Below are 23,331 nucleotides of genomic sequence, written 5' to 3'. Positions count from 1 at the left end.
AGGCCGGCACGACATGAGCGACACCCCGACGGTCCGCGGCGCGCTGGCCTGGTCCTTCGCGGAGCGCTATCTTGGGCTGAGCGTTGCCATCGTCAGCACCATGGTGCTGGCGCGACTGCTCACGCCAAAGGAAGTCGGCATCTACTCGCTGTGCGCCGCCGTCAGCACGCTGGCGACGATCTTTCGCGACTTCGGGACCTCGGAGTACCTGATCCAGGAGCGCGAGCTCACCCGCGACAAGCTGCGCAGCGCCTTTACCCTGACCCTGGTGATGGCCTGGAGCATCGCGATCGCCGTCTTCTTCGGCCGCAATCTGCTTGCCGACTACTACGCCGAACCCGGACTGCGCGACGTCCTGGCCGTGCTGGCACTGAATTTCCTGATGCTGCCACTGGCCTCGCCGGCCTACGCGATGCTCAACCGCGAGATGGCCTTCCGCAAGATCTTCATCCTGCAGACCTGCTCGAACATCATCGCCGCCGGCACGAGCATCACGCTGGCACTGCGCGGCCATGGCTATATGAGCCTGGCCTGGGGACCGGTGGCCGGCATCGGTGCCCAGGTGCTGCTGCAGATCTACATGCGGCCTGGAGATTCCATGATGCTGCCCGGCTTCACCGCGATCCGCCAAGCGCTGCGCTTCGGCTCGATGTTCACCACCTCGCGCCTGCTCGAATCGCTCGCGCACAACGGGCACGAGCTGATCATCGGCAAGCAGTTCGGCTTCACCGCGCTGGGCCTGTTCAGCCGGGCCACCGGATTGATCGACCTCTTGTTCACGGCCGTGACCTCGGCCGTCGCGCGCGTCGCCACCCCGGCACTGGCCGCTGACCACCGGGCCGGCCACAGCCTGGTGGAGCCCTTTGCCAAGGGCACTGCGCTGTTCACCAGCATCGCCTGGCCGTTCATGGGGTTCGTCGGGATGATGTCCACCGACATCATCCATCTGCTCTTCGGCGCGCAGTGGCTGCAAGCTGGGCCTATCGCCAGCCTGCTGGTGTTTGCCGCACTGCCCAACTGCCTGACCGCGCTGGCCACGAACACCCTGGCCGCGACCGGCCATGTCCAGCGCCGCATGTCCGTCGCGCTCTGGTACAGCCCGGTGCATCTGGCCTGCGTGTTTGCTGCCTCCTTTGTCAGCCTGCATGCAGTGGCCGCGGTGTTCAGCATCGGCCGGCTGCTGCAGTCCGGCCTGTACATCCATCACCTGCGCCAAGTGATGCAAACAAGCGCCCGCAGCCTGTTCGGGCCGAGCCTGTCCAGCGCAAAGATCACGGTCGCCTGCGTTGCAGGCCAAGCACTGGCACTGGCACTGAGCGCGCAACTCGGCTTGCCACTGCTGGCACGACTGCTGCTCGTTGCATTCGCGGCAGGCGCCAGCTGGCTCGTAGCGGCAAGGTTCCTGCGCCATCCAGTGTTGGACGAACTGGCGCGACTCGTCAAACACCTGAGAGCCCGGCATGCGTGACCTCCCCACTGCCGTCCCAGCACAGCCCATACCCGCCGAGCCCGCTTGGCCCGAGCCTCTGCGCTGGCTGGCCTTCCGCGCCCTCGAGCGCCTGAGCGCGCTGCGCGACGACACCGTCAGCCGCTTTCTCGAGCTCGACACCCAGACCGCCGGCGGCCCGGCCATGTGGCTGTATGTCTCCACCATCGGCGAGCTCAACGCAGTGAGCCCCGCGCTGGACTGGCTGCTCGCACAGCGGCCGGATCTGATCCCGGTGTTCATCACCGACCATCCGCACTACCGGGCCGCCTACGAGGCCCGCTACCCGCAGGCACGCGTCTGCGTGAGCCGTGGCTACAGCGCCGACGCCGTGCTTCTGGCGCGCCACTACCCGCCACAGCTGCTGGTGGTTGCCGAGATTCCCTGCATGCCGTCCGATGGGCCCTGCCGCTTTTCCTACGCCTTCGTGCGGCAGGCCAGCGAGGCCGGAGCGAAGCTGGCGTTGATCAATGGCTGGCTCTATCACTACGGCACAGCAGCGCGGCTGGACGCACTGGAGCGCCGCTGGTTCCAGCGCGATTACCTGCGGCGCTTCGACACCCTGTGCGTGCAGGACGAACCCACCCGCCAGCACCTGCTGGAGCGCGGCGCGCGGCCCGAGCGCGTGCATGTCACCGGCAACATGAAGTTCGATGCGATGAACCGCAGCGACTGGCGGGTGGAGCAAGCGCGCAGCCCGCGACTGCTGGGTTCGCTGCTGCAAGCCGGGCGCCCGGTGGTCGTGGCCGGCTGCGTCACGGATGCATCTGAACAAGCTGTCGTTTTGGATGCTTTCTGTCGACTGAGGTCGGAACTGGACGATGTGCTGCTAATTTTGGCGCCCCGCCATCCAGAGAACTCTCAAGCGATGGCCTCTCTTGCAGATGTCTTGAGCAGGTACGACCTAGGTGTTTCGTACCGAACTCAGCTCGAAGATGGCCCGCTGCCGGAAAGCTGCGACTGCCTCATCCTCGACACTGTTGGGGAGCTGCGCGACTTCTACGCTGCAGCAACCGTCTGCCATGTTGGTGTCGATCACAATGTGTTGGAGCCACTTGCTTTCAGCAAGCCGCTTACTGTTACGCCTAGCTGGAATCCGACCTATCCTTCCTATCCAGTTTTTCAGCAGCTGAGGTCAAAGGGAGTTCTGAGCATCCATTCAGATGCAGGCACACTTTCCACCTTCTGGCGCCAAGCAATTCAACAAGAGCAGACTGTAATTGCGCATCTGGAGCGCAGCGCTGCCGCTGTGGTTAGTTCTCGCGGCGCACTAGATGCTCACAAGCGAGCCTTGTACCCCAAACTTGTGCCGAAGTCCTAGCAGTCAATCGTCGCACCAGAATCTCAAGTCATTTCGATTTAGGCTCACAAGCCGCCCAATTCCTAGCGTCTGCACAACATGCCCCCCAAGCCCGACTCATTTGACGTCGTCATGGCAACTGATGTCCGCTTCTGGCGAGATCAGCTGGGCAGTCAAACCCGGATATCTCGCCTGCTGAAGTGGCTAATTAGCAAGGACTATTCGGTATGGATATTCTTTGCAGGAGAAACCACAGAAAAGGACTGCCGCGAGTTCCGGCAAAAATTCACAAATCCGAACATATGTCTCACGCCAGCAAAAGGTTATGGCGCAGCGTTACCTACCAATAAAACCCTTCTCCAAGAGCTTTCAGCACGCAGCCTGATCCATCACTTGCTGTGGAAGTCTCATAGGCTCAGGTACAAGCTGCTAAAGCTGGATAGTCCTCCCACCACCCTCGACTATTATTTTCATCAGGACTACGCAGACTTCTTCCGAGAGAAGCTAAAAGAGTATCGCCCGAAACTCGTGATCATTGAGTATCTTAGACTCGCTTACTTGATAAAGCAAAAACTGCCAAAAGACTGCTTGACAGCCATTGACCTGCATGACATACAGAGTAATCGCTGGCAGAGCTTCAAACAGACAGGGCGACTAAACACCCTGGCAGTCACAGGATGGCGTGAGCGGCTCAATTTGAAACGAGCAGACCATCTACTTGCGATCCAGCACACTGAAGCTGACTTCCTGAAGTCGAGATGGGGTTTGGACTCAGTGCTCACGGTGATGCACGCACCAGAAATCGCAAACCATGCTTTTTTCCCAACGGGCAACGTACTATTTGTAGGGTCGTCATCCAGTCCAAACATTGATGCTGCACGATGGCTAATTGGCTGCTGGCCCAAGATAACCAGCGCGATCCCACGCAAGCTTGAACTTAGAATTGCTGGTTCAGTCTGTGAATCTCTTCAAGACATCGCCCTGCCGCCAAACATTGTCCTACACGGAGTAGTAAATGATCTGGCCGTTCTTTACGCGAGCGCAGAGATAGTCTTGAACCCGGTTACTTACGGCTCAGGCCTTAAGATTAAAAGTGTCGAGGCTCTATGCAACTCTAGAGGCTTGCTTACGACTGCCGTAGGTGCGGAGGGTCTAATCGATGGCGGAAACAGCGGGTTCGTAATTGCTCCAGCAGGTGAACCGTTTTGTGATGCGTTCATCACACTAATGAGTGATCCAAACACAACCCAGCGCTTATCGACACAAGCGCATCACTACGCGCGAGAGCACTTTAGTGAAGATGCCGTATATGCCCCCATTGCAGGGCTGCTACCGCCCCCGTCAGAAGAATAGAGATTACCTTGACCTCAATCCTCGCCGACGCAATCTCGGGACCAATCATAAGAAGAACAGTAAAGGATTTGCCGCCAGCACAAATAGCATCAACCGAAGAACAAGAACTCCAATCTCCAGCCGAAAACACATCTACCGCCCCACAGCGAGTAGCGGCAACTGACTCCCCACAGCTGAAACCGGCAAGTCACATCCAACCAATTTCAAGCCAGAATTAGATTAAATTGAATTGCCCTGATGATCTGCAATTCAGCAATAGTCTGCGATTCAGTGGCAAAAATGGTTTATTGCCTCACCTTTGGCCTCACAAATTTAAAAGGGAACCACTGCGATATGGCGACATTGAGCCCTGATCAAGTGTCCATCCGAGCGGTGGGAGAAGTAGTTCCCGACGCCGCGAATCGGGAGTCAAGCCCTAGTGGCAATCGGATGCTGGAGATCGATGCCCTGCGCGGCATCGCCGCCGTGATGGTGGTGCTCTTCCACTACACGACGAAGTTCGACGAGTTCTTCAAGCACAGCAGCGCGCCTTTCTTCAGCGTGCCCTGGGGCTATCTGGGCGTGAACCTGTTCTTCATGATCAGCGGCTTCGTGATCTTCATGACGCTGAGCCGCACGCGCAGCGCCCGCGACTTCGTGGTCTCGCGTTTCAGTCGCCTCTATCCGGCCTATTGGGTGGCCGCAGCCATGACCTTTGCGCTGGTGGCCTGGATGGGCCTACCCGGCAAGGAGGTGTCGCCGGGCGCGGCCTTGCTGAACCTGCTGATGTTCCACGGCCTGTTCAAGGTGCCGCATGTCGATGGCGTGTACTGGACGCTGGAGATCGAGTTGCTGTTCTATGCCTGGGCGCTGCTGGCCTTCGGGCTGCGTTCGCTGGAGCGCGTTCACCTGCTGCTGCTGCTGGCACTGGGGCTGCAGCTGGTCTACAGCATCGCCCACCGCGTGTTTGGCGTCGATCTGTCGTGGACGCTGTCGCACGTGCTGATCCTGCCCTACATCGCCTGGTTCAGCTGCGGCATCATGGTCTATCGCTTGACGCAGGGCGGCGCGACGCGCGGACGCGATCTGGCGGTGCTGGGCTGCTCGATCGCCTCGATCGCAGCCGCGGGCTTCACTGGCCTCGCGCTGCTGGCGGCTGCGCTCTCGCTGGTGATCTACCTCGCCGCCAAGGGCCAGCTGAGCGTGCTGCGCATCGGCCTGCTCGGCTGGCTGGGCGAGGTGTCCTATTCGCTGTACCTGCTACATGAGAACATCGGCTGGGCCCTGCTGCTGCGCCTGAAGGCCGCCGGGGTCGACACCAATGTCTCGATCGCCATCACGCTGGTGGTGGCGCTGTCGCTGGCCTGGCTGGTCACGCGCACAGTCGAGAAACCGGCGATGCAGTGGATTCGCACCCGCTACCGCAGGCTGCAGGTGAAGGCTGCCTGACTCGGATGGGCCGCGTCAGACCTCGCCGCTTCGCGCTCTTGCTCTGCCTGGCCTGCCTGGGGCTCGCTGCCGCGTGGCTGTCATGGCCGCACTGGCAACTGGCGCGGCACGACGATGAACTGGCCCGCCGACTTCCGGCCCTGGGGGCCGAGCAAGGCCTTGCTGCGGACGGCTGCGGCACCATGCCGGCGTCTGGCGTGTTGCGCCTGCTGGTGCTCGGCCAGTCCAATGCCGGCAATCACGGCGAGTCAGTTACCCCACCGGCAGGGCCGGTGCGCCTGATGACGGCGCAGGGCTGCGTGATGGCCCATGATCCGCTGAGCGGCGGCACTGGCCAGGGCGCCAGCATCTGGACACGCCTGCCGGACGCGCTGCAGCGCGCTGGTGTCACGGCGTCGCCAGAGTTCGCTGTGGTCGCGGTCGACGCAAGTCTGATCTCCGACTGGAGTCGTTCGGACAGCCCGCTGGCGACACACCTGCAGGCCAGGCTGGCGCAGTTGGCCGCGAGCCAGTGGCGACCCCAGTTGGTGCTGTGGCAGCAGGGCGAGGCGGATGCGCGTGCAGGCACGTCGGCCGCGCGCTATGTGCAGGATTTCGAGGTGCTGAAGAACCGGCTGCGCGCGCAGGGCATCGATGCACCCATCGTCATCGCCTGCTCCACCCGCTGCGGTGCTGCCGACGGTACCCAGGTGCGACAGGCCGTGACCGAACTGCTCACGCGCCATCCGGACATGCGCCCGGGGCCGGACACGGACATCCTCGCCGGTGCGGAGCGCCATGGCCCCTGCCACCTGTCACAGACAGGCCTGCAGGCTGCGGCCGCCCTGTGGGCGCGCGCCATCGGTGCGGCGCTTGCGCCACAGGATCCGCGCAGCCGGCCCAGCCCGTGAGCAATTCGACAAGCGACCCCGATGCGAGCGATAGCCGCAGCGGCGCAGAGCACCGACACTCCGAACCAGCATCTATTCGGCCCGACCCATGAGCGACAACAGCAACAACACCCTCCTGCTCGGCAATCCGCGCTTCAAGCAGGATGCCCTGGCAGCCCTGGCGCGCGAAGCCGGCAGCGCAGCTGCCTGGCAGCAAGCCCTGGCCAGCGAGCCGCTGCAGGCGCTGCAGCAGATCGAGGGCGACTTTGCGATCGGCCTGCGCGAGGCCAGCGGCCGTTGCGTGCTGGCGGTGGACCGCTTTGCCGTGCAAACGCTGTGCTACCGGCTCACGCCGCAGGGCCTGCAGTTCGCCGAGCGCGCCGACGCCCTGGCGGACGGGGCGGAGATCGACGAGCAGGCAATCTTCGATTACCTGTTCTTCCACTGCATCCCGTCGCCACGCACCATCTTCAAGGATGTCTATCGCCTGCCGCCCGGCCACTGGGCGATCTACGAGCACGGCAAGCTGCGCGTCGAGCGCTACTGGACGCCAGCGTTCCAGCCGGCCGCAAGCACCGACTTCGGCTCCGCCGCGACGCGCTTCCGCGAACTGCTGCGCACCGCGGTGCAGACGCAGCTGGATGGCAGCAAGCCGGCCTGCTTCCTGAGCGGCGGCACCGACAGCTCCACGGTGGCCGGCATGATCCGCGAAGCCAGCGGCCAGCGCGCCGCCAGCTACTCGATCGGCTTCGAGGCGGAAGGCTACGACGAGATGGCTTTTGCGCGACTGGCAGCGCGCCACTTCGACACCGAGCATCACGAGTACTACGTGACGCCGCAGGATCTGGTGGACAGCATGCCGGCCGTGGCGGCGCATTACGACCAGCCCTTCGGCAACTCGTCCGCCCTGCCCGCCTACTACTGCGCCCGCATGGCCCGGCAGGATGGCGTGAGCAAGCTGCTGGCCGGCGACGGTGGCGACGAGCTCTTTGGCGGCAACGCCCGCTATGCCAAGCAGCGCGTCTTCGGCTGGTATCAGCAGGTGCCGGGGCCGCTGCGCTCCGGCCTGCTCGAGCCGGTGTTCGAGAGCGCGCTGCTGCGCCGCACGCCGTTGCTCAAGAAGGGCAGCAGCTATATCGAGCAGGCCAAGGTCGCCATGCCGGCGCGGCTGCAGATGTACAACCTGCTGCTGCGCTTGGGCGTGGACAAGGTGCTGACGCCGGGATTCCTGGCCCGGCTCGATCGCCAGGGCCCGGCACGTCACCAGCAGGCGGTGTGGGATCAGGTGCAAGGCGCCAGCGAGCTCAACACCACGCTGGCCTACGACTGGCGCTACACCTTGGCCGAGAGCGACCTGCCCAAGGTTCGCGAGACCACGCGTCTGGCCGGTGTGGCCGTGGGCTTCCCGATGCTGGACCAGGCGCTGCTGGATTTCTCGCTGACGCTGCCGGACGATTACAAGCTGCGCGGCCTGAAGCTGCGCTGGTTCTTCAAGGAGGCGCTCCGTGGCTTCCTGCCCGACGAGATCCTGGTGAAGAAAAAGCAGGGCTTTGGCCTGCCCTTCGGTGTGTGGCTGACGCGCAATCCCAAGCTGATGGGCCTGGCGCGCGAGGCACTGGACAGCCTCTCACGCCGGCACATCGTGCGGCCGGCCTTCATCAAAGAGCTGCTCGACACGCATCTGCCCGCGTATCCGGGCTACTACGGCGAGATGGTCTGGATCCTGACGATGCTGGAGCTGTGGCTGCAGGCCCATGCGCCGGGATTCCGCGTCGCGGAATGAGCCGGCCTCAGCCGCGCAGCCGCCGCAGCATATTGCCCAGGTCGCTGAACCAGGGGCGCGGATCGCGCCGGTCCCAGACGAAGTAGCACACGCCGGGGCGCAGGAAGTCAGCGAGGAAGCGCCAGACCTCGGCGGCAGGCCGGCGCTTGAAATGCCTGTCCTGGATGCGGCTGGGCTGCAGCAGGATGCGCACCAGGCGCTTGACCTCGGTGAGCACCATACGGCAGCGCAGGTCGTCGCGGGGCGGCGGCAGCGTGGGCAAACCGCGACCGCTGCAGGCGCGGTAGGCCAGCAGCGCAAAGCCGGCGCCGCAGTGCACCGCCAGCGGAAAGCTTCCCCAGAAGCGCCCGTTGATCTCCATCAGCACCGCACGTCCGCTGGCTTCGTCCAGCCGGTACTCCACCATCGCCGGCCCTTGCCAACCGATGCGCTGCAGGAGCGCAATGGATCGCTGCTGCAGTTCGGCATGCTGGTCCAGCGGCACGGCGTCGCAGACGCTGGAAAAACCGCCCTCAGGCGGCCACTCGGCCACACGCAGGTGCTGGAAACGCCGCACCGCCTGCCCCTCGTGCATGAAGAAGAACTGTCCGAGGCCGCGGCCGGCGCAATAGCTCTGCAGCAGCGGCCAGCACCCGATGGGCTGATAGCGAGCCGCAGCCGCGAGAAATTCGGCCGCATCGTTGACGTACTCGGCCTTCAGCAGCGGCAGGCCATGGGCTTCGAGCGCATGCATCACCTCGGCCGGGTCGCGCCACTTCATCACGCCAGGGAAGCGGAAGCTCGCGGCGATGGCCGGCAATTCATGCGCCGAGCGAGGCTCGACGGTCTGCGGCACTTCGATGCCGACTTCGCTGGCCACCGCCAGCGTGCGAGCCTTGTCCAGCACCGTGGACCAGGCCTGCGCATCGGGCAGCACGGCCCGCACCTGCCCCAGCTGGTCCTGCCGCTTCATCAACCAGGCCACATTGGTCTCGGATATGGCCAGCAGGCAGCAGGGACCGAGCTCCTCGCCCAAGGCACGTATCGTGCGCAATAGCGCCTCGCTGCGGGCTTCCTCCACGACGAGGCCGCGAGCGAGGTAGCGCGACGACAGACCGATGGCATGCGGATCCTGTGCAATGCCGATCACGGTGACACCCGCTCGGCCAAGCTCACGCACCACGCCAAGCCCGATCTGCGTCTCCAGACCGAGCACGATGCATGGCGGCAATCCCGCCGGCGCCCGGCCGGCCTGCGTCTCAGGCGTGCCGCCGCTCACGCCTGCCCCGCCCGTGGTCGGCGCAAGCGTGCGAGCGCCCACAAGCCCAGCAGCACCGCGGCCGCCGAAGCGCTGAGGCTCTGACCCAAGCGCTCGACCGGCGTGGCATGCCAGCGCAGTTCGACCCGGTGCTCACCGGCACGCAGCGGCACTTCGATCAGGCCGGTGCGTGCGTCGATGCGATGCTCGATGCGGGTGCCGTCGACCTCGACCGTCCATCCGGGGAAATGGAACACCGGAAGCCGCAGCGCCACGTCGGCCGGCGCCTGGATCCGCCACTGCCGGCCGTCGCCGTACTGCGCCGTCAGTTGACACTCGGCCTGCAGTCGCTGGCATTCGGCAGCCAGTCCACCCCGCGCGAAGTCGCGCCACTCGGGGCCGCGCCAACGGCTGGCGTACTCCGGCACGCCGCGATAGCCGCCGCCGGCCAGCGAGATCGCCCGGCAGGCGGTGTCGCCACTGGCGCAGTTGCCATCGAAGCCGTCCTGCAGGAAGCGTCGCTCCAGGGGACGGAAGCTGTAATCCCCTGCGCGGATTTCGGCACTCAGCGGCGCGCCGTCGCCATAGCTGGCCTTGAAGGCGACGCCGATGCCGGTAAGCAGGCTCAGCGCCAGCGAGCCCCCCAGCAGCACGGTCCAGCCCCGCTGCCGGCGGGCTTGGGCGCGCACGAGCAGCAGACCGGCAGCGATCGCGCCGACCAGGTAGAGCACCGACACGAAGCGGTACGGCAGCTGAATGCGCAGCAAGGGCCATTCGAAGGTCCAGAGCGGATAGGACAGCTCGGAACCGAAGAACAAGGCCACCCCTCCCATCGCCAGAGCCGCAGGCACTGGCGCATCGAGCGGCCCCTGCCTGCGATTGACGTAGGCATAAGCCATTGCTGCTGCAATCAGCAGCAGCGCCGGCAGCGCGATGGGCCACTGGAAGGAGAACCACTGCACACCATGCCAGCGCATGCTGAACGTGGGCCAGGCGAAGGCTTGCAGGATGTGGCTGCCCGTCCAGGCCGTGGTGTTGATGTGCTGCATCGAGCCCAGCGCCGGCAGCAGGTAGACAGCGCTGAGCGCAAGGCCCAGTGCCGCTGTCAGCGACCAGCCGAGCACAGCGCGGGGCAGCGCAGCCCAGTAGCCCCGCGGATCACCGAGCGGGCGCGCAAAGGCCACGGCCGAGAAACAGACCAGATTCACCAGCGCGCTGATGGTGTGGGAGCACACCGCCAGGCCGATGGCCAGCGCCGCTGCGATGTTCACCAGCCGCCGATCAGCACCTGGACGCATCAGGGCCCAGAGCAGCAGGCCGTGCGAGGCGTAGCCCAGCGAGGCCCAGGCGAAGCCATGGAACTTGTAGTGGAGCATCGCCAGAAAGGGACTGAAGAGCGCCACCAGCGCGATGAACACGGCGGTACGCCAGCTCGTGTAGCTGCTCATCGTCAGGTAGACGAACCAGGCGAACAGCGCATTGCCGGCCACCTCGACCAGCTGCATGGCCTGCCAAGCCGGCACAGCGGTCGCCAGCGCCACCCATGCCGTGGCCATGTAATACAGCGGCGAGTAGAAGACGAAGGCCGGCTCGCCGAGGCCGAAACTGGCAGTGAAGGTCCAGCGCGGATAGAAGGCGCCGGCAGCCACGTTGTCCAGGTACTCGCGCACCCAGTTGTAGTGAATGAAGATGTCGAAGTTGATGTCGGCCCGCGGCGACCAGATGTGCGGCCAATTCAGCAGCAGTGCACCGAGCAGGCAGAGCGCGAAGGCCAGCGCATGCTGCGACACCCCGGCAGGCCTTTGCATGGCGAGAGGGAGATTCATGGCTCAGTGGGACCTTTCGAAAGCGCGCACTGCCGGCTCTTCGGCCGGGCTTTGCGCCGCCGGCGGACGCGGCTGACGAATGATGAAGACGGGACGCGCCTTCTGCTCGTCGTAGATGTTGGAGAGGTAGACGGCAATCACGCCCAGCGCCAGCAGGATCATGCCGCCCAGCAGGATCTGCACGGCGATGACCGTGGTGAAGCCTATGGCGGCGGTACCCAGCATGTAGCGCACCAGCGTCTGGATCAGCAGCACGAAGCCCAGTGCGGCGACCGCAAAGCCGGTGTAGGCCACCAGCCTCAGCGGCAGCGACGAGAAGGCCAGCATGTTGTTGATCGAGTAGCGCAGCAGCGACATGCCGGACCACTTGGTCATGCCGACCTCGCGCTCCTGCACGTCGAACTCAAGGTTCTTGACGCGGAATCCGACCCACGTCACCAGACCCCGGAAGAAGCGCTTGCGCTCGGGACAGGCCAGCAGCACATCCGCCACCTGGCGATCGATCAGCTTGAAGTCGCTGGCGCCTTCCATGTCGTGCCCCACGGCACGGCTCATGATGCGATTGAACAGGCCAGCTGCGGCACGGTAGAGCGCCGATTCGGCAGAGCGCCGGCGCTTGGTGGCATTGACGACATCGAAACCATCGCGCCAGGCCTGCAGCATCTCTACGATCAGCTCGGGCGGGTGCTGCAGGTCGGCATCGATGAACACGATCGCCTGACCTCGCGCCACAGCAAGGCCGGCAGCCATGGCCGCTTCCTTGCCGAAGTTGCGCGCAAGATTGACGGCAACCAGCTCCGGGTGGTCCGCAGACATGCGTTCCAGCACCTGCTCGGTGGCATCAGCGGAGCCGTCGTTGACGATCACCAACTCGTAGCTGCGGACCAGCGGCGCGACGATGCGATTCAAGCGATCGAACAAGCGAGGCAGGCCCTCGGCCTCGTTGTAGGCCGGCACAACGATGGAAAGCACTGGATCCATTCAACTCTGCTCCCGTCTGCGAAAGACAATGCGCATTGCGGCATAGGTCAGCAGCACGAGCACCACCTCGGCGAGCACCTTTGCCACGATCAGATGACCGCCCACCACTTTGAGCATGGCCACAACCACCCACGGCGACACCAGGAAGGTCAGCAGGGCGACCGCAGCATAACGCCCCCCTTGGCCGGCCACGCCATGCCTGGGTGCGTCAAGAGACTGCCGGAAGGTCACGTAGCGATGCCCGAGGAAGCCGGCAGCCGCGCCAGTTGCCCGAGCGACGAACTGGGCCAGAACCGTTGACGCATTGAGCCCCTGCACCAGCACAAGGAAAACCAGCAAGTCGAGCAGGAACAGCGACGCCCCCACGCCCAGGTAGCGCACGAAGGAGTGCCCGGCGAGTGTCGAGAGCAGGCGGTGCAATGCGGTCAAGGAACAGCCCCTATTCGTGCTAGTTGAGGCGCCGCAGGGCTTGACCGGCATAGCGGGCCAGCGTGGCGCCAAGCGATACCGCAGGCATGCCAACGGGCACAGGCGCACTCGGATGCTGCGACACAAGCGACGGGAAGGAGCCTGTTTCCAGGCTTGCCCGGGATTGCGCAAGGAAGCGACACAGGGCCTCAAAGCGTCGCACGACCACGGCGTCTGGCGCCGTCGAGTCCGGTTTGAGCATCTCGAAGTTGTGCGAGACGATGACGAAGCTGGACCACGACAGTTGCCTGGCCTGCTCCAGCGCAGAGCGCAGCTCGCTGAAACTGCAGGCGCCGACCTGCGCGGGCCTGAGTCGGCCGCGGCCGTCACGGAAGACGGCGATCGGAAACTCGCGCAGCCCTTCGGCATCGAAGTCAGTTGCCCTCGCACGATCATCGCCCAGCGACGCCAGGCTGATGTCGTAGCAGCGATTGAGGCTGCTATCCGCTTCGAAGCCGAGGTGACGCAGCGCCTGCAGGGTCGAACCATCGGCGGCATAGCTGCCGGCACGAAACACGGTCGGGGTTGGCGCACCCGCCTCCTGAAGCATCTGACGGCCATGCTCGATCAGGCGGATTTGCTCCTCCAGCGTGTAGTGGCACAGGTGCTGGCGCTTGCGCTCGCAATCCGCGATCAGCGGCACCGGGCTTTCGTCGACCCACTCCGGATGCAGATGGAGTTGCACCTCCTGGCCGGCGTCCAGGATCAGCTGCACGATGGTGCGCAGGTGCTGACGGCCAAAGCGCATCGCAAAAAGGGGCTCGACGAAGAAGACACCCTTCAGACCGTTGCGATTGAGGATCTCCAGCGTCTTGGGCAAGGCATAGCCGTTCTCGCTGGAGTCCCCGTACACATAGCGCTGAAAGCTCCAGGGGAAGTCAGCGTCGAGCCGGTCCCAGCCTCGGCACCAGATCTCGGTATCGAAAGAAAGCACCACTCTCATTCGCTCAGACACGGACTGCCTCCCGACTTGAGCGTATGGACGAGGTTGAGCGTGGCCGAGTGGATGAGCGTGAAACAGGTCCTGAAGTACTCGTCGCCCAAGGTGTGCGGATCGTGCAGATGCACGCGGCGCGGCGTGGCCCAGTGACCGAGCAGTACGATCGATCGAGCCGGGATGCCTTGAGCCACGAGGCGCCGCAAGTGCCGCACCTCCATGGCGAGGAGCAGATCGCCCTCCTGATAGCTGTAGTCGGAAATGTCGGTCGCCGCATGCCGGCTCAGGTCCACACCAAACCGGGCGGCTGTCTCGACGGCCTTGTGAAAGGCCGGCGCACCGGTCGTCGTCGACAGCCCCAGCGAGCTGGTCCGCACACCGAGCTGGCGGGCCACGCCCTCGCCGAATGCGCTGCGGTTGATGTTGCCCAGGCAGACGAAGACCAGGCGGCGTGTCGACGACGACTCCGGCTCCAGGTGCGCGTCGAGACGGCCACTCAGGTATTCAAGCTCACCGAGCAGGCTGCGCACCCAGCCACGCGCCGTGCCGTGATTGGTGCGGGTGCCCTGCATCAGTCGCTGCACCGCTGAGGATCCGTGGGTGCTCATGCGCGCTCCACGGCAGCCGGTGAGCGCTGACGCCAGGCCAGCACGATCAGCAGCGCCAGCGCCGCCAAGCTGACCCCGGCGCCCCAGCGCTCCTGGGGCAATCGCTGCCAGACCAGGCTCAGTCGATGCTCGCCTGCGGGCAGCGACAGCTTGATCAGCCCTGTGCTCGCATCGACAGCATGCGCAAGGACAGCACCGTCTGCACGCAGCTGCCAAGCAGGAAAGTCGAAGACTGGCAGGACCAGCTGCAGCGGGCTGCCTGCGCTGACTTGCCAGACATAGGACTCATTGCCGCTAGCCGGCAATGGGCCGCAGCGGGCTCCCAGGCCAAGACATTGCGCGGCGATGCCCCGTCGGGCTACCTCCGCTGCAAGCGGCTTTGCTGCCGGAGTCTGGTACTCCGGAAGTCCGACGTAACCGGCTGCGACCCTGTACTCCTCGACACAATCGGTCTTGCGCTTGCCTAGCGAGAGACAGTCGCGCCCTTGCAGAAAGGCGGAGCGGAACTCACCGAAGCTGAACTCCCCCTGCGACAGACTCGAATGCAAGGGGCGCGCATCGGCCACGCCGGCCTTGTAGAGCGAAGCGACTCCCATCGCCAGGCTCACACCCAGCAGACTCAGCGGCAGCAAGGCTGCACGGTTCGCACGACCAGTGCGTCGCAACAGGACTTCTGCCATCAGCGCCAGCAGCAGCAATCCCGGCAGGCCCACAAGAACCAGGCTGCGCCAGGGGTACTGGATCTTCCGAATGGGCGTATCGAGCAGCCACAGCGGATAGGCAAGTTCGCTCGACAAGAACAGCGCGCCCAATCCGACGCCCGCCAACAGCAGGACAGGCCGGGCCTGTTCGACTGTCAGGCTGCGACGCGAACGCCAGAAGTAGAACGCTGGCACCAGCAGCACGACGGCGCTCTGCAGTGCCACGGGCCACTGAAAGGCAGGCCAGTTCATGCCGTAACGTGTCGCGGTCCAGGTCGGGAACGCGAAGCTGTGCCAAGGCAGATAGGCCTGGGTCCAGACCTGCGAGGAGATCAGGCCCATGGAGCCAAGTGCGGGCACGAGGTAGGCAGCGCTCAGCGCAAGGCCCAGCGCCACGGTGACAAGCCAGGCCGCCAGACGACGCAGAGCCACTGCAGGCCCTTGATGGCGCCAGTCGCTCAGTGCCACCAGACCATGGGCGACACTGAAGTACAGCATCGCCATCAAGCCACTGACTGTGTGAAGCAGAGTCAGCAGTGCGATAGCCAGGGCAGCCCAAGCGTCAATTCCCCGACGCAAGGGGCGCAGCACAGCCCAGAAGAGCAGGCCGAAGCTGCAGATGGCCACGGCCCAGGGGAAGCCATTGAACTTGTAGCTGATGCCCACCAGGAACGGGCTGAACATCGACGCCAGCGCTGCCAGTGCGGCAATCCATCCCCTGGTGTGATGTGCCAGCCCCAGGTAGACCGTCCAGCCCAGCAGGAAGCTCGCGGACACCTCCAGGACTTGCATTGAAGTCCAGGCAGAGGCACCGAGCGCGATCAGCCCCGAAGTCGCGAAGTAGTACAGCGGCGAGTAATACAGGAATACCGGCTCGCCCATCTCGAAGCGCGCATGCCGTGCCCAGCGCGGATACGCATCGCCGCCGAGCAGGGCCTCGGCAAAGTCCTTCACCCAGAAGTGATGCAGGTAGAAGTCGTTATTGGTATCAGCGAGTTGCAGCACTAGATGCGGCACGTGGAACACCAATGCGGCCACAAGCAGCATGCCAAGCACTCGCAGCGCCTCGTGCCTTCCCCTCACGTCGTTCAAACCCGGCTCAAGCATGCTCATCGCGACGTACGTTCACTTGCGCTTGCCTTTGCCCCAGGTGTAGACCGAGGTCACTGCATAGTTCCAGACGGCGCCGACAAGGATGCCGGCGATCGCAGCCAGCACCCAGCCGCCATCACGACTGAAAAGGTAATGTGCAACACCGACGTTGGCGACGGCGCCGACACTGCAGACCAGCATGAAAGACAACAGACCGAACAGCCAGGCCCTGCCCTTCAATTGCTGGTCCCTGTAGGTGATGAGGTTGTTGACGAAAAAGTTGAAGACCATCGCCACTGAGGTCGCAATCACTTGGCCGGTCGTGAAGTCAGCGTAGCCGCCCTTGAAGACGGCCGTGAGCAGCGCCATGTGCACGAACACGCCAAGGCCACCGATCAGGCCGAAGGCCACGAAACGGACCGGCACGATGTGGCCGATCAGCTTGTCAAGCAGCAGCATGAGGTAGTCCCACGCCACCTGGTTGTCCAGCTTGCTCTCTCCGGCAAGCCGGTTGCGGAAGGTGTACGGAATCTCCTTGAATCGCAGCGGCTCAGGAGCGGATGCGAACAGGTCGACGAGGATCTTGAACCCCAGCGCCGAAAGCCTGCGTACGCTACCGTGAAGCACCGAGCGCCGGAGCATGAAGAAGCCGCTCATCGGATCTTTCAGGCTAGCGGGAACCACCAGGTGACTCAGGCGCGTCGCAAACCGGCTAATTGCTGCTCGGCTTTCATCCCATTCACCCAGGCCTCCACCATCCACATAGCGGCTTCCCACCACGATGTCCAAATCCTCGCCCTCGAGGCTCGCCAGCATCTGCGGCAGGATGCGCTCGTCGTGCTGCAGATCGGCATCCATGACGGCCACATAAGGCGCGCTGCTGGCAAGCATGCCTTCCACACAAGCCGATGACAGTCCGCGCCGGCCGATGCGCTGCAGGCAACGCACGCGACGGTCCTCTGCCGAGAGCGCACGCACTTCGTCGGCGGTACCGTCAGGCGAATCGTCATCGACGAAGATCACCTCCCAGTTGCGCCCCGGCAATGCGGCGTCGATGCGGCGAACCAGCTCGCGCACATTGTCCTTCTCCTTGTATGTCGGCACGACGATCGACAACTCGCAGCCTGCCGAGGGGCGGCCGGCGATGCCGGCGGAGTCAGCGGGGGTATGCAGCATTGGATTCCCTGACATAAGAGTTCTTTTCGATATCTGCAAGTTCAAGTGGCGAGACTCGGCACAACACAGCGGACCGGCGCGCTCGTGTTGCGCCACAAACGCAGCACGAAGCGCCACGCACTGCGGTCCCAGGGCGTGAAGCGAGGCAGCTGGAACAGATCGGTCTTGCCCGCAGCGGAGGCGCCCCAGGATGTCGACACTGCCGCCTCGAAACCCAGCGAGCGCGTGAGGTCCAGGATACGGGCGTCGTAGTCCTCATCGGGCCGCCCGTTCGGGTAAGCGAACAGAGTCACCGATTCCCCCAACAGCCGCTCGAGCGCCTGCTTGCCTTCGAGGATCTCGGCTCTTGCACTCTGATCGTCCAGTCTCGCCAGGATCGGATGGCTGACGGTGTGAGCACCGATCAGCATGCCTGCGCGCCGCAGGGCCAGCACTTGCGCCGACGTCATCATCAGGTCGTCAGGCGGGACTACCCCGGCTCGCTCGGCCACAGCCTCAGCAAGCGCAAGCCGCTGCGGTGGCTCGCAGTACTTGATCTGCCCGATCACGGCATCGATGGCCTGGCGACGGGCGTGGCTGTCGTCCAGCGCATGCCGACCCAGCGACCAGCCGTCGGGCAAACCGTCCAGATCCAGCATCTTCTGGCTGCAATGGCGCACGGCCTCGATCACCGTATCGTTCCACATGCGTCCACCATCGAGGAAGCCAGTCGAGACGAAGAAGGTCGCGTTCAGGCCATGACGCTTCAGGATGGGCAGCGCAACGTCGTGGTTGTCCGCATAGCCATCGTCAAAGGTGATCGCCACCGCTCGGTCGGGCAAGGTCCCTGCGCGCAGCGCATCAACGGCACGATCCAATGGCAGCACTCTGAACCAGCGACTCAGCCACGAGCACACACGATCGAAACGCTCGGCATCGATTTCATCCGGGAACAACGGATCGGGACGCGGCACCACGCGATGGAAGATGAGGATGCTCAGGCGCGCATCGCGGCCCGCAGGAAACATCGCCTTGATCAGCGGCGCGACGATCATTTGGCAGGCCTTTGATTCGACAAGGTCGTGCTCGTCGCCTCGATGCCGAGAATTCGCATCCATCGCGGCACCACGTCGGTTTCCGTCTGCCAGCGCTTGCGCTGCAGCCAGAACCGGGTGGCAACCACCAGCACCATGATGTTGTAAGGCAGATCGAAGTAGGCGAGGCTGAGGAATGCGCCGCCGACCGCATAGGCGACCAGCGAAACCTGGCACATCGCAGCGAGGTCGACACACCAGCGCGCTTGGGCGTGCTTGGGTGCCTCGCGCAGGATCCAGGAAGCGCTACGCCAGGTTGCCAACCAGATGGCGAGAAAGGCAAACAGCCCGGGGAAGCCGTGGTTTCCAAGTGCCTGGAAATAGATGCTGTGTGCAGCGTGCACATAGTCCGGATACGGCGAGAAGCGGGCAAACAGATCTGGACGTGCAGGATTGAAGCCCACGCCGAGCGGATAGTGCCAGGCGATGTTCCACGCAGCCCACCAAGCGCTGATGCGACCCATCGCCGAGCGGTCCTCCTGGTAGTTGTCGATCGTCTGCATGCGAGCCGTCCATTCGTCAGGCATGAAGGTGATCATCACCGCGCCAGCGACAACGAGCACCAATGCCGTGCGCAGCTTGTTCTTTCCTTTGAGCCACAGGAAAGCTGCCATCGCGATGATCGCCAGCAAGGCGCCGCGCGAATGGCTACCCAGCGCCGACACTGCACAGAGAATCATCATCAGCAGCAGGAGCCGCTTGAGCCAGACATTCTTGACCTGGAGGTGAAGAAAGCGCAGCAGCGGCACCGTCATCACCAGTGCCAGTGCAAACTCGTTGTTGTCCTGAATGAATGAACCCGGCGGGCCCCACACGCGATAGGCACCCGCATGGATCAAGGTGAAGAGTCCACCCTTGGTACCAAGAAGCGCCAGCGACATCACAACCACCCACATGAGCAATTGAATGTGATCGCGACTGCGGATCACGGCCAAAGCGACAAAGATCATTAGGTTGATCTTCATGACCTTGTCCCACTGCCCATAGTCCCGCGCCGGGTCGAGACCAACCAGCCAAGAGACAGTCAGCACCACGCAGAATACGAAGAAGGCCCAGACCGGCGGCCCCTTGAAGGGCGACTCCTTCTCCCTCGTCAAAAACAGCCCGATGAGCGTTGCGAGAGCTGCGGCCGCGGCCAGCGGCGCGCTGTAGGCAAAGCCCCAAGTGAATCGATGTGGATTCATGATGCTCAGCCAAGTCCACAGCAGCACGCCCACCCAGGGGCGCCGCAGCGCGATCAGGCAGGCTACACCTACGATGAGTACAAGGGCGATATCGCGCATCGACGTTTGCCTCAGCTGACGTGACTGACGATGTAGCGGAACTTGCCCGACTTCTCGGCCGGGATGGTCTCGACGAAGCCGACCTCGACTTCTACCTCGGTCCCAAGGCGGCGGCGGAAGCCCTCGACGATGACCGATTGTCCCCGCGCGCGGTCGAAGCCGGGCTCCGGCACCAGCAGCACCTCGGTGCGAGAGCGGCTGTGCTGGATGACCTTGAAGGAAGCCAGGCCCGGCAGGTCGCGCAGGATGTAGATCAGCGCCAGGCCGTGCATCACCGTGCCGTCGGCGGCAACCACGAAGTCGGTGGTGCGGCCCTGGATCTCCTTGAGCATGGGCAGTCCTCGACCGCAGGCACAGGCGCGATCGTCCATCACCGCCACGTCGCCGGTGCGGTAGCGGATGAAGGGGAAGTCGCGTGTGGCCAGGTGTGTGACGACGATCTCGCCGGGCTGCCCCGTGGGCACCGGCGCTCCGTCGCGATCCACCAGCTCGACGATCACGTCCTCCGCAGTGATGTGCATGCCACCGGAGGGGCACTCGTGCGCGATGAAGCCGGCATCGCGCCCGCCATAGCCGTTGGCCACCGGGCAGCCGAAGACCTCGCTGATCTGCGCGCGCTGCTCGTCATAGAGCCGCTCCGAGGTGACGAAGGCCACCTTGATGCCGAGATCGTCCATGCGCTGGCCACGGGCCTTGGCATGCCGCGCGATGTGCGACAGCGCGGACGGATAGCCGAACAGCATGCGCGGACGCTTGCGGCGGATCGTGGCGACGAAGCCGTCCAGCTTCGTCTCGCTCATCTCGAAGGCGGGTAGCAGCTCGGTGCGCAGCAGCTTGTCGCGCCAGGCCTTGATGCGGTCCTGCTTGCCCAGCTCGATCGGCGAACCCCAGACCACCATCTCCGGGTCGCCGATGTCTACGCCCCACCAGCGGGTGGCGCGCCACTTGGCCGCCACATCGTGCGAGACGCGCTCCTTGCCGATGAAGAAGATCAGCGGCTCGCCGGAGGAGCCGCCGGTGTTGAATCGGGCCAGGCCCTGCGCCCGCTCGCTCTTCAGCGCCTCGGTATTGGCGCGGATCACCGCCTTGGTCAGAAACGGCAGCTGCTGCAGCTCGCTCAGGCTGCGCAGGCCCTGCGCCGGCAGGCCAAGCGACTTGAAGAGATCGCGGTAGTACGGCACATGCTGTCCGACGTCTGCCAGCAGCGCATTGAGCCTCCGCAGCTGCAGCGCTTCGAGCTCGGCGCGGCCCAGCCATTGGCTGCTCTCCAGGCTCTTGCGCACCGCGACGCTGTCGTGGTGCTTGAGCCGCTCGTGCAGCGGGAAGAGAACGCCTGAAACCAGTTGGGTGTACATGCCAAGAACTGCTTGAAGCCTTGTCGTTTCTTTTCTTTGCGCCTACCCTCAGCGGGTCGTCGCCAACGCATCGCCGTAGCACTGCGCAAGTCGCGGTGCGACAGACGTCCAGCTGTAGTCGCCAACGACGGCCAGACCTCCATCGCGCAGGCGCTGGCGCAAGACCTGATCTAGAAGCAGCCGGGCAATCGCGTCTGCCATTGCCGCCGGGTCTGCAGGCGGCACGAGCAGCGCCGACACTTCATGCTGCACCAGATCCGGTACGCCCCCGACATCGGTAGTCACCACCGGCACGCCAGCGGCGAGCGATTCCAACACCGACACCGGCGTGTTGTCCACCAGACTGGGATTCAGACTGATATCGGCATCGGCAAGGAGACGGGCAATGCCTTCTCGGTCGAGGCGACCGCAAAAACTCACGCTTTCGCCGAGCTCGAGTTCTTCTGCAAGAGCAAGGAGCGCCCCCTTCTCGGGACCAGAGCCGGCAATGCTCAGGCGTGCGCCGGGATGCCGTTGACGCACAAGCGCGAAGGCTCGCAGCGCACTGGCGTTGTCGTACACCGGCTCGAGGTTGCGCAATACGACCAAGTGAGGTCGACTGGCATCGAAGGAATCCGGGCTGCGTGGCTTGAACAGCGTCAGGTCCACCACATTAGGCACAATCTGCGAGCGCCACCCTTGCGCGAGAAACACGCGCTGCAGAAACGGCGAAGGCACGGTGAGCACCGCAGCGCGGTCGAGGCTCGGGCCAACAAATGCTCGTGAGTGCGCCAGGAAGCGCTGCGCCTCGCCGCCGTGGTAGTTGACCAGCACCGGACGGCCGCGCAGTCGCCCTATCCAGATCGCCGGCGCGGCAAACAGGTGCCAGGACCAGCCGGAATTGGCCAACACGTGCATCAGTTCGCAGCGCCCCGCGGCCCGCCACAAGGCAAGCAGATAGGGCAGCAGGCGCGCCATCGCGCGAAGCACCGGAATACCCCCTAGCCAGCCCGGGCGGTAGGGTGCATTGGTCTGTACCACATCGACGCGCGCACCTGACTGCGCGAGCAGTTCGGCCAACTGGCGCACCTGGTTCGCCATACCGCCAGCCGGCGGCGGCAAGGGGCCGACGAGCGCCAGCCGCAAACCCTGCAGTTGCCCCGCCGCTTCGGTCATCGACGCCCCGTCAGCGCCTCGTAGACAGCCGGATAGTTCGCGACAGAGGCTGCCCAGTTGCGTTCCGCTTCGACGAAGCGGCGCCCTTGGGAGCGCAGCTGCGACCAGAGTCCAGGTTGGCCGAGCAGCGCAAGCACGGCCCCCGCCAGGGCCTCATCGCTGCCGGCCTTGAACAGCATGCCGGTCTCGCCATGGCGGATCAGCTCCTTGTGGCCACCGACATCGGAGGCAACGAGGATGCGCCCCTGCGCCATCGCCTCCAGCGGCTTCAGCGGCGTAACCAGCTCGGTCAGGCGCATCGAATGGCGCGGATAGACCAGCACGTCCACTAGGTCGTAGTAGCGATTCACCTCGGCATGCGGCACACGGCCGGTGAACACGATCTTGTCCTGCAGGCCCAGGCGCTGGGCCTGGGCTTTCAGCGCCGCATCCTGCGGGCCGCCGCCGACCAGCAGCACGCGCACGTCCGGCCGCTGGGCGACGATGCGCGGCAGCGCGTCGAGCAGCAGGTCCAGTCCTTCGTAGGCATAGAAAGAGCCGATGAAGCCCAGCACCGTGCAGCCCGTCAGGCCCAGCTGGGCCTTCAGCGCCTCGTCCGGCTGGCCGCCGGGCTCGAAGGACTCGATGTCCACAGCATTGGGAATCACGGTGACCTTCTCAGCGGGGATGCCACGCGCGACGATGTCGCTGCGCAGCCCTTCGCAGATGGTGAACACATGGTCGACCCGCTTGAGCGCATGCGTCTCCATCGCGCGCGTCATGCGGTAGCGCAGGCTGCCTTCGGTGGTGGTGCCATGGTCGACCGCGGCGTCCTCCCAGAACGCGCGCACCTCGTAGACCACCGGGATGCCCAACCGCCGCGCCACCTTGATCGCCGGCAGCGCGTTGAGCACCGGCGAATGTGCATGGATGATCTGCGGGCGGACCTGCTCCGCGACGGCCTGCAGCCGCGCCTCGAGCTGGCGCATCAGCTTCAGTTCGCCCAGGCCAGGCAGCGCTCGGCCGCCCTGCGGTACCGGCGTACGGAAGAAGTGCCAACCATCGACTGTCTCCTCCAGCATGTCGGCGCCCTTGCCCATCAGGCCGGCGCCATGCTTGGGGCTGGTGATGTGATGCGTCTCCCAGCCCAGCTTGCGCTGCTCGCGCAGCAGGGACAGGGTGCGGAAGGTATAGCCGCTGTGCAGCGGGATCGAGTGATCCAGCACATGGAGAACACGCAG

At 64.5% G+C, this 23,331-nt stretch carries 19 protein-coding genes; 6 read left to right on the top strand and 13 right to left on the bottom strand.

Features of this window, described 5'->3' with window-relative positions; genetic code table 11:
• Nucleotides 1-13 precede the first annotated feature (13 nt).
• The 6 genes from AC2EBS_RS03395 to AC2EBS_RS03370 all read left to right on the top strand — a co-directional run bounded on the left by AC2EBS_RS03395 (nucleotide 14) and on the right by AC2EBS_RS03370 (nucleotide 8,219).
• Nucleotides 14-1,468: a lipopolysaccharide biosynthesis protein gene (locus AC2EBS_RS03395; protein ID WP_484726963.1), complete on the top strand. Its 1,455-nt coding sequence runs from the start codon at nucleotides 14-16 to the stop codon at nucleotides 1,466-1,468.
• The gene (locus AC2EBS_RS03390; RefSeq protein WP_484726962.1) at nucleotides 1,461-2,807 is read left to right on the top strand and encodes a 3-deoxy-D-manno-octulosonic acid transferase; all 1,347 of its coding nucleotides are present in this window, start codon (nucleotides 1,461-1,463) and stop codon (nucleotides 2,805-2,807) included. The genes AC2EBS_RS03395 and AC2EBS_RS03390 overlap by 8 nt, the downstream gene beginning before the upstream one ends.
• A gap of 78 nt (nucleotides 2,808-2,885) precedes the next feature.
• Nucleotides 2,886-4,139 (top strand): glycosyltransferase, encoded by a 1,254-nt coding sequence (locus tag AC2EBS_RS03385; RefSeq protein ID WP_484726961.1) that lies wholly within the window; start codon nucleotides 2,886-2,888, stop codon nucleotides 4,137-4,139.
• A gap of 429 nt (nucleotides 4,140-4,568) precedes the next feature.
• On the top strand, nucleotides 4,569-5,567 hold the full coding sequence (locus AC2EBS_RS03380) for an acyltransferase family protein (protein ID WP_484726960.1): 999 nt from the start codon (nucleotides 4,569-4,571) through the stop codon (nucleotides 5,565-5,567).
• Between the two features lie 5 nt (nucleotides 5,568-5,572).
• A complete protein-coding gene (locus tag AC2EBS_RS03375; protein WP_484726959.1) occupies nucleotides 5,573-6,457 on the top strand; it encodes a sialate O-acetylesterase in 885 nt (294 codons plus the stop codon).
• Nucleotides 6,458-6,545: 88 nt separating this feature from the next.
• A complete protein-coding gene (locus AC2EBS_RS03370; protein ID WP_484726958.1) occupies nucleotides 6,546-8,219 on the top strand; it encodes an asparagine synthetase B family protein in 1,674 nt (557 codons plus the stop codon).
• A gap of 7 nt (nucleotides 8,220-8,226) precedes the next feature.
• Here the strand turns inward: AC2EBS_RS03370 and AC2EBS_RS03365 are convergent, their stop codons facing one another.
• Genes AC2EBS_RS03365 through AC2EBS_RS03305 form a run of 13 tightly spaced genes read right to left on the bottom strand, consistent with a single transcriptional unit; the run spans nucleotide 8,227 to nucleotide 23,331 of the window.
• A complete protein-coding gene (locus AC2EBS_RS03365) occupies nucleotides 8,227-9,477 on the bottom strand; it encodes a carboxylate--amine ligase (protein WP_484726957.1) in 1,251 nt (416 codons plus the stop codon).
• Nucleotides 9,474-11,282: a hypothetical protein gene (locus tag AC2EBS_RS03360; protein WP_484726956.1), complete on the bottom strand. Its 1,809-nt coding sequence runs from the start codon at nucleotides 11,280-11,282 to the stop codon at nucleotides 9,474-9,476. Before AC2EBS_RS03360 ends, AC2EBS_RS03365 begins: the two co-directional genes overlap by 4 nt.
• Before the next feature lie 3 nt (nucleotides 11,283-11,285).
• Nucleotides 11,286-12,263: a glycosyltransferase family 2 protein gene (locus AC2EBS_RS03355; RefSeq protein ID WP_484726955.1), complete on the bottom strand. Its 978-nt coding sequence runs from the start codon at nucleotides 12,261-12,263 to the stop codon at nucleotides 11,286-11,288.
• Nucleotides 12,264-12,692 carry a GtrA family protein gene (locus AC2EBS_RS03350; protein WP_484726954.1) on the bottom strand — a complete coding sequence of 143 codons (429 nt, stop codon included), beginning with the start codon at nucleotides 12,690-12,692 and terminating at the stop codon, nucleotides 12,264-12,266. It abuts the gene before it with no gap.
• Between the two features lie 19 nt (nucleotides 12,693-12,711).
• Nucleotides 12,712-13,665, bottom strand: coding sequence for a polysaccharide deacetylase family protein (locus AC2EBS_RS03345; protein ID WP_484726953.1), 954 nt, complete (start codon nucleotides 13,663-13,665; stop codon nucleotides 12,712-12,714).
• 5 nt (nucleotides 13,666-13,670) lie between these two features.
• A complete protein-coding gene (locus AC2EBS_RS03340; protein WP_484726952.1) occupies nucleotides 13,671-14,276 on the bottom strand; it encodes an arsenate reductase/protein-tyrosine-phosphatase family protein in 606 nt (201 codons plus the stop codon).
• Nucleotides 14,273-16,090: a hypothetical protein gene (locus AC2EBS_RS03335; protein WP_484726951.1), complete on the bottom strand. Its 1,818-nt coding sequence runs from the start codon at nucleotides 16,088-16,090 to the stop codon at nucleotides 14,273-14,275. Before AC2EBS_RS03335 ends, AC2EBS_RS03340 begins: the two co-directional genes overlap by 4 nt.
• Nucleotides 16,091-16,102: 12 nt before the next feature.
• Nucleotides 16,103-17,245, bottom strand: coding sequence for a glycosyltransferase (locus AC2EBS_RS03330; RefSeq protein WP_484726950.1), 1,143 nt, complete (start codon nucleotides 17,243-17,245; stop codon nucleotides 16,103-16,105).
• 41 nt (nucleotides 17,246-17,286) lie between these two features.
• The gene (locus AC2EBS_RS03325) at nucleotides 17,287-18,279 is read right to left on the bottom strand and encodes a polysaccharide deacetylase family protein (protein WP_484726949.1); all 993 of its coding nucleotides are present in this window, start codon (nucleotides 18,277-18,279) and stop codon (nucleotides 17,287-17,289) included.
• Nucleotides 18,276-19,601 (bottom strand): putative O-glycosylation ligase, exosortase A system-associated, encoded by a 1,326-nt coding sequence (locus AC2EBS_RS03320; RefSeq protein ID WP_484726948.1) that lies wholly within the window; start codon nucleotides 19,599-19,601, stop codon nucleotides 18,276-18,278. Before AC2EBS_RS03320 ends, AC2EBS_RS03325 begins: the two co-directional genes overlap by 4 nt.
• Before the next feature lie 11 nt (nucleotides 19,602-19,612).
• On the bottom strand, nucleotides 19,613-20,956 hold the full coding sequence (locus AC2EBS_RS03315; protein WP_484726947.1) for a phenylacetate--CoA ligase family protein: 1,344 nt from the start codon (nucleotides 20,954-20,956) through the stop codon (nucleotides 19,613-19,615).
• Between the two features lie 48 nt (nucleotides 20,957-21,004).
• Nucleotides 21,005-22,111 carry a glycosyltransferase family 4 protein gene (locus AC2EBS_RS03310; RefSeq protein ID WP_484726946.1) on the bottom strand — a complete coding sequence of 369 codons (1,107 nt, stop codon included), beginning with the start codon at nucleotides 22,109-22,111 and terminating at the stop codon, nucleotides 21,005-21,007.
• Nucleotides 22,108-23,331 carry a TIGR04063 family PEP-CTERM/XrtA system glycosyltransferase gene (locus AC2EBS_RS03305; protein ID WP_484727554.1) on the bottom strand — a complete coding sequence of 408 codons (1,224 nt, stop codon included), beginning with the start codon at nucleotides 23,329-23,331 and terminating at the stop codon, nucleotides 22,108-22,110. The genes AC2EBS_RS03310 and AC2EBS_RS03305 overlap by 4 nt, the downstream gene beginning before the upstream one ends.

The sequence above is a fragment of the Roseateles sp. T103 genome (assembly GCF_057219915.1).
Note: the sequence above shows the minus strand (reverse complement) of the source record. Positions and strands in the feature narration are given on the sequence as shown.

What these genes read in the sequence shown, in the direction of transcription:
- AC2EBS_RS03395 (WP_484726963.1), top strand. Translation starts at nt 14, where the DNA reads ATGAGCGACACCCCGACGGTCCGCGGCGCGCTGGCCTGGTCCTTCGCG.
- AC2EBS_RS03390 (WP_484726962.1), top strand. Translation starts at nt 1,461, where the DNA reads ATGCGTGACCTCCCCACTGCCGTCCCAGCACAGCCCATACCCGCCGAG.
- AC2EBS_RS03385 (WP_484726961.1), top strand. Translation starts at nt 2,886, where the DNA reads ATGCCCCCCAAGCCCGACTCATTTGACGTCGTCATGGCAACTGATGTC.
- AC2EBS_RS03380 (WP_484726960.1), top strand. Translation starts at nt 4,569, where the DNA reads ATGCTGGAGATCGATGCCCTGCGCGGCATCGCCGCCGTGATGGTGGTG.
- AC2EBS_RS03375 (WP_484726959.1), top strand. Translation starts at nt 5,573, where the DNA reads ATGGGCCGCGTCAGACCTCGCCGCTTCGCGCTCTTGCTCTGCCTGGCC.
- AC2EBS_RS03370 (WP_484726958.1), top strand. Translation starts at nt 6,546, where the DNA reads ATGAGCGACAACAGCAACAACACCCTCCTGCTCGGCAATCCGCGCTTC.
- AC2EBS_RS03360 (WP_484726956.1), bottom strand. Translation starts at nt 11,282, where the DNA reads ATGAATCTCCCTCTCGCCATGCAAAGGCCTGCCGGGGTGTCGCAGCAT.
- AC2EBS_RS03355 (WP_484726955.1), bottom strand. Translation starts at nt 12,263, where the DNA reads ATGGATCCAGTGCTTTCCATCGTTGTGCCGGCCTACAACGAGGCCGAG.
- AC2EBS_RS03340 (WP_484726952.1), bottom strand. Translation starts at nt 14,276, where the DNA reads ATGAGCACCCACGGATCCTCAGCGGTGCAGCGACTGATGCAGGGCACC.
- AC2EBS_RS03335 (WP_484726951.1), bottom strand. Translation starts at nt 16,090, where the DNA reads ATGAGCATGCTTGAGCCGGGTTTGAACGACGTGAGGGGAAGGCACGAG.
- AC2EBS_RS03330 (WP_484726950.1), bottom strand. Translation starts at nt 17,245, where the DNA reads ATGCTGCATACCCCCGCTGACTCCGCCGGCATCGCCGGCCGCCCCTCG.
- AC2EBS_RS03325 (WP_484726949.1), bottom strand. Translation starts at nt 18,279, where the DNA reads ATGATCGTCGCGCCGCTGATCAAGGCGATGTTTCCTGCGGGCCGCGAT.
- AC2EBS_RS03320 (WP_484726948.1), bottom strand. Translation starts at nt 19,601, where the DNA reads ATGCGCGATATCGCCCTTGTACTCATCGTAGGTGTAGCCTGCCTGATC.
- AC2EBS_RS03315 (WP_484726947.1), bottom strand. Translation starts at nt 20,956, where the DNA reads ATGTACACCCAACTGGTTTCAGGCGTTCTCTTCCCGCTGCACGAGCGG.
- AC2EBS_RS03310 (WP_484726946.1), bottom strand. Translation starts at nt 22,111, where the DNA reads ATGACCGAAGCGGCGGGGCAACTGCAGGGTTTGCGGCTGGCGCTCGTC.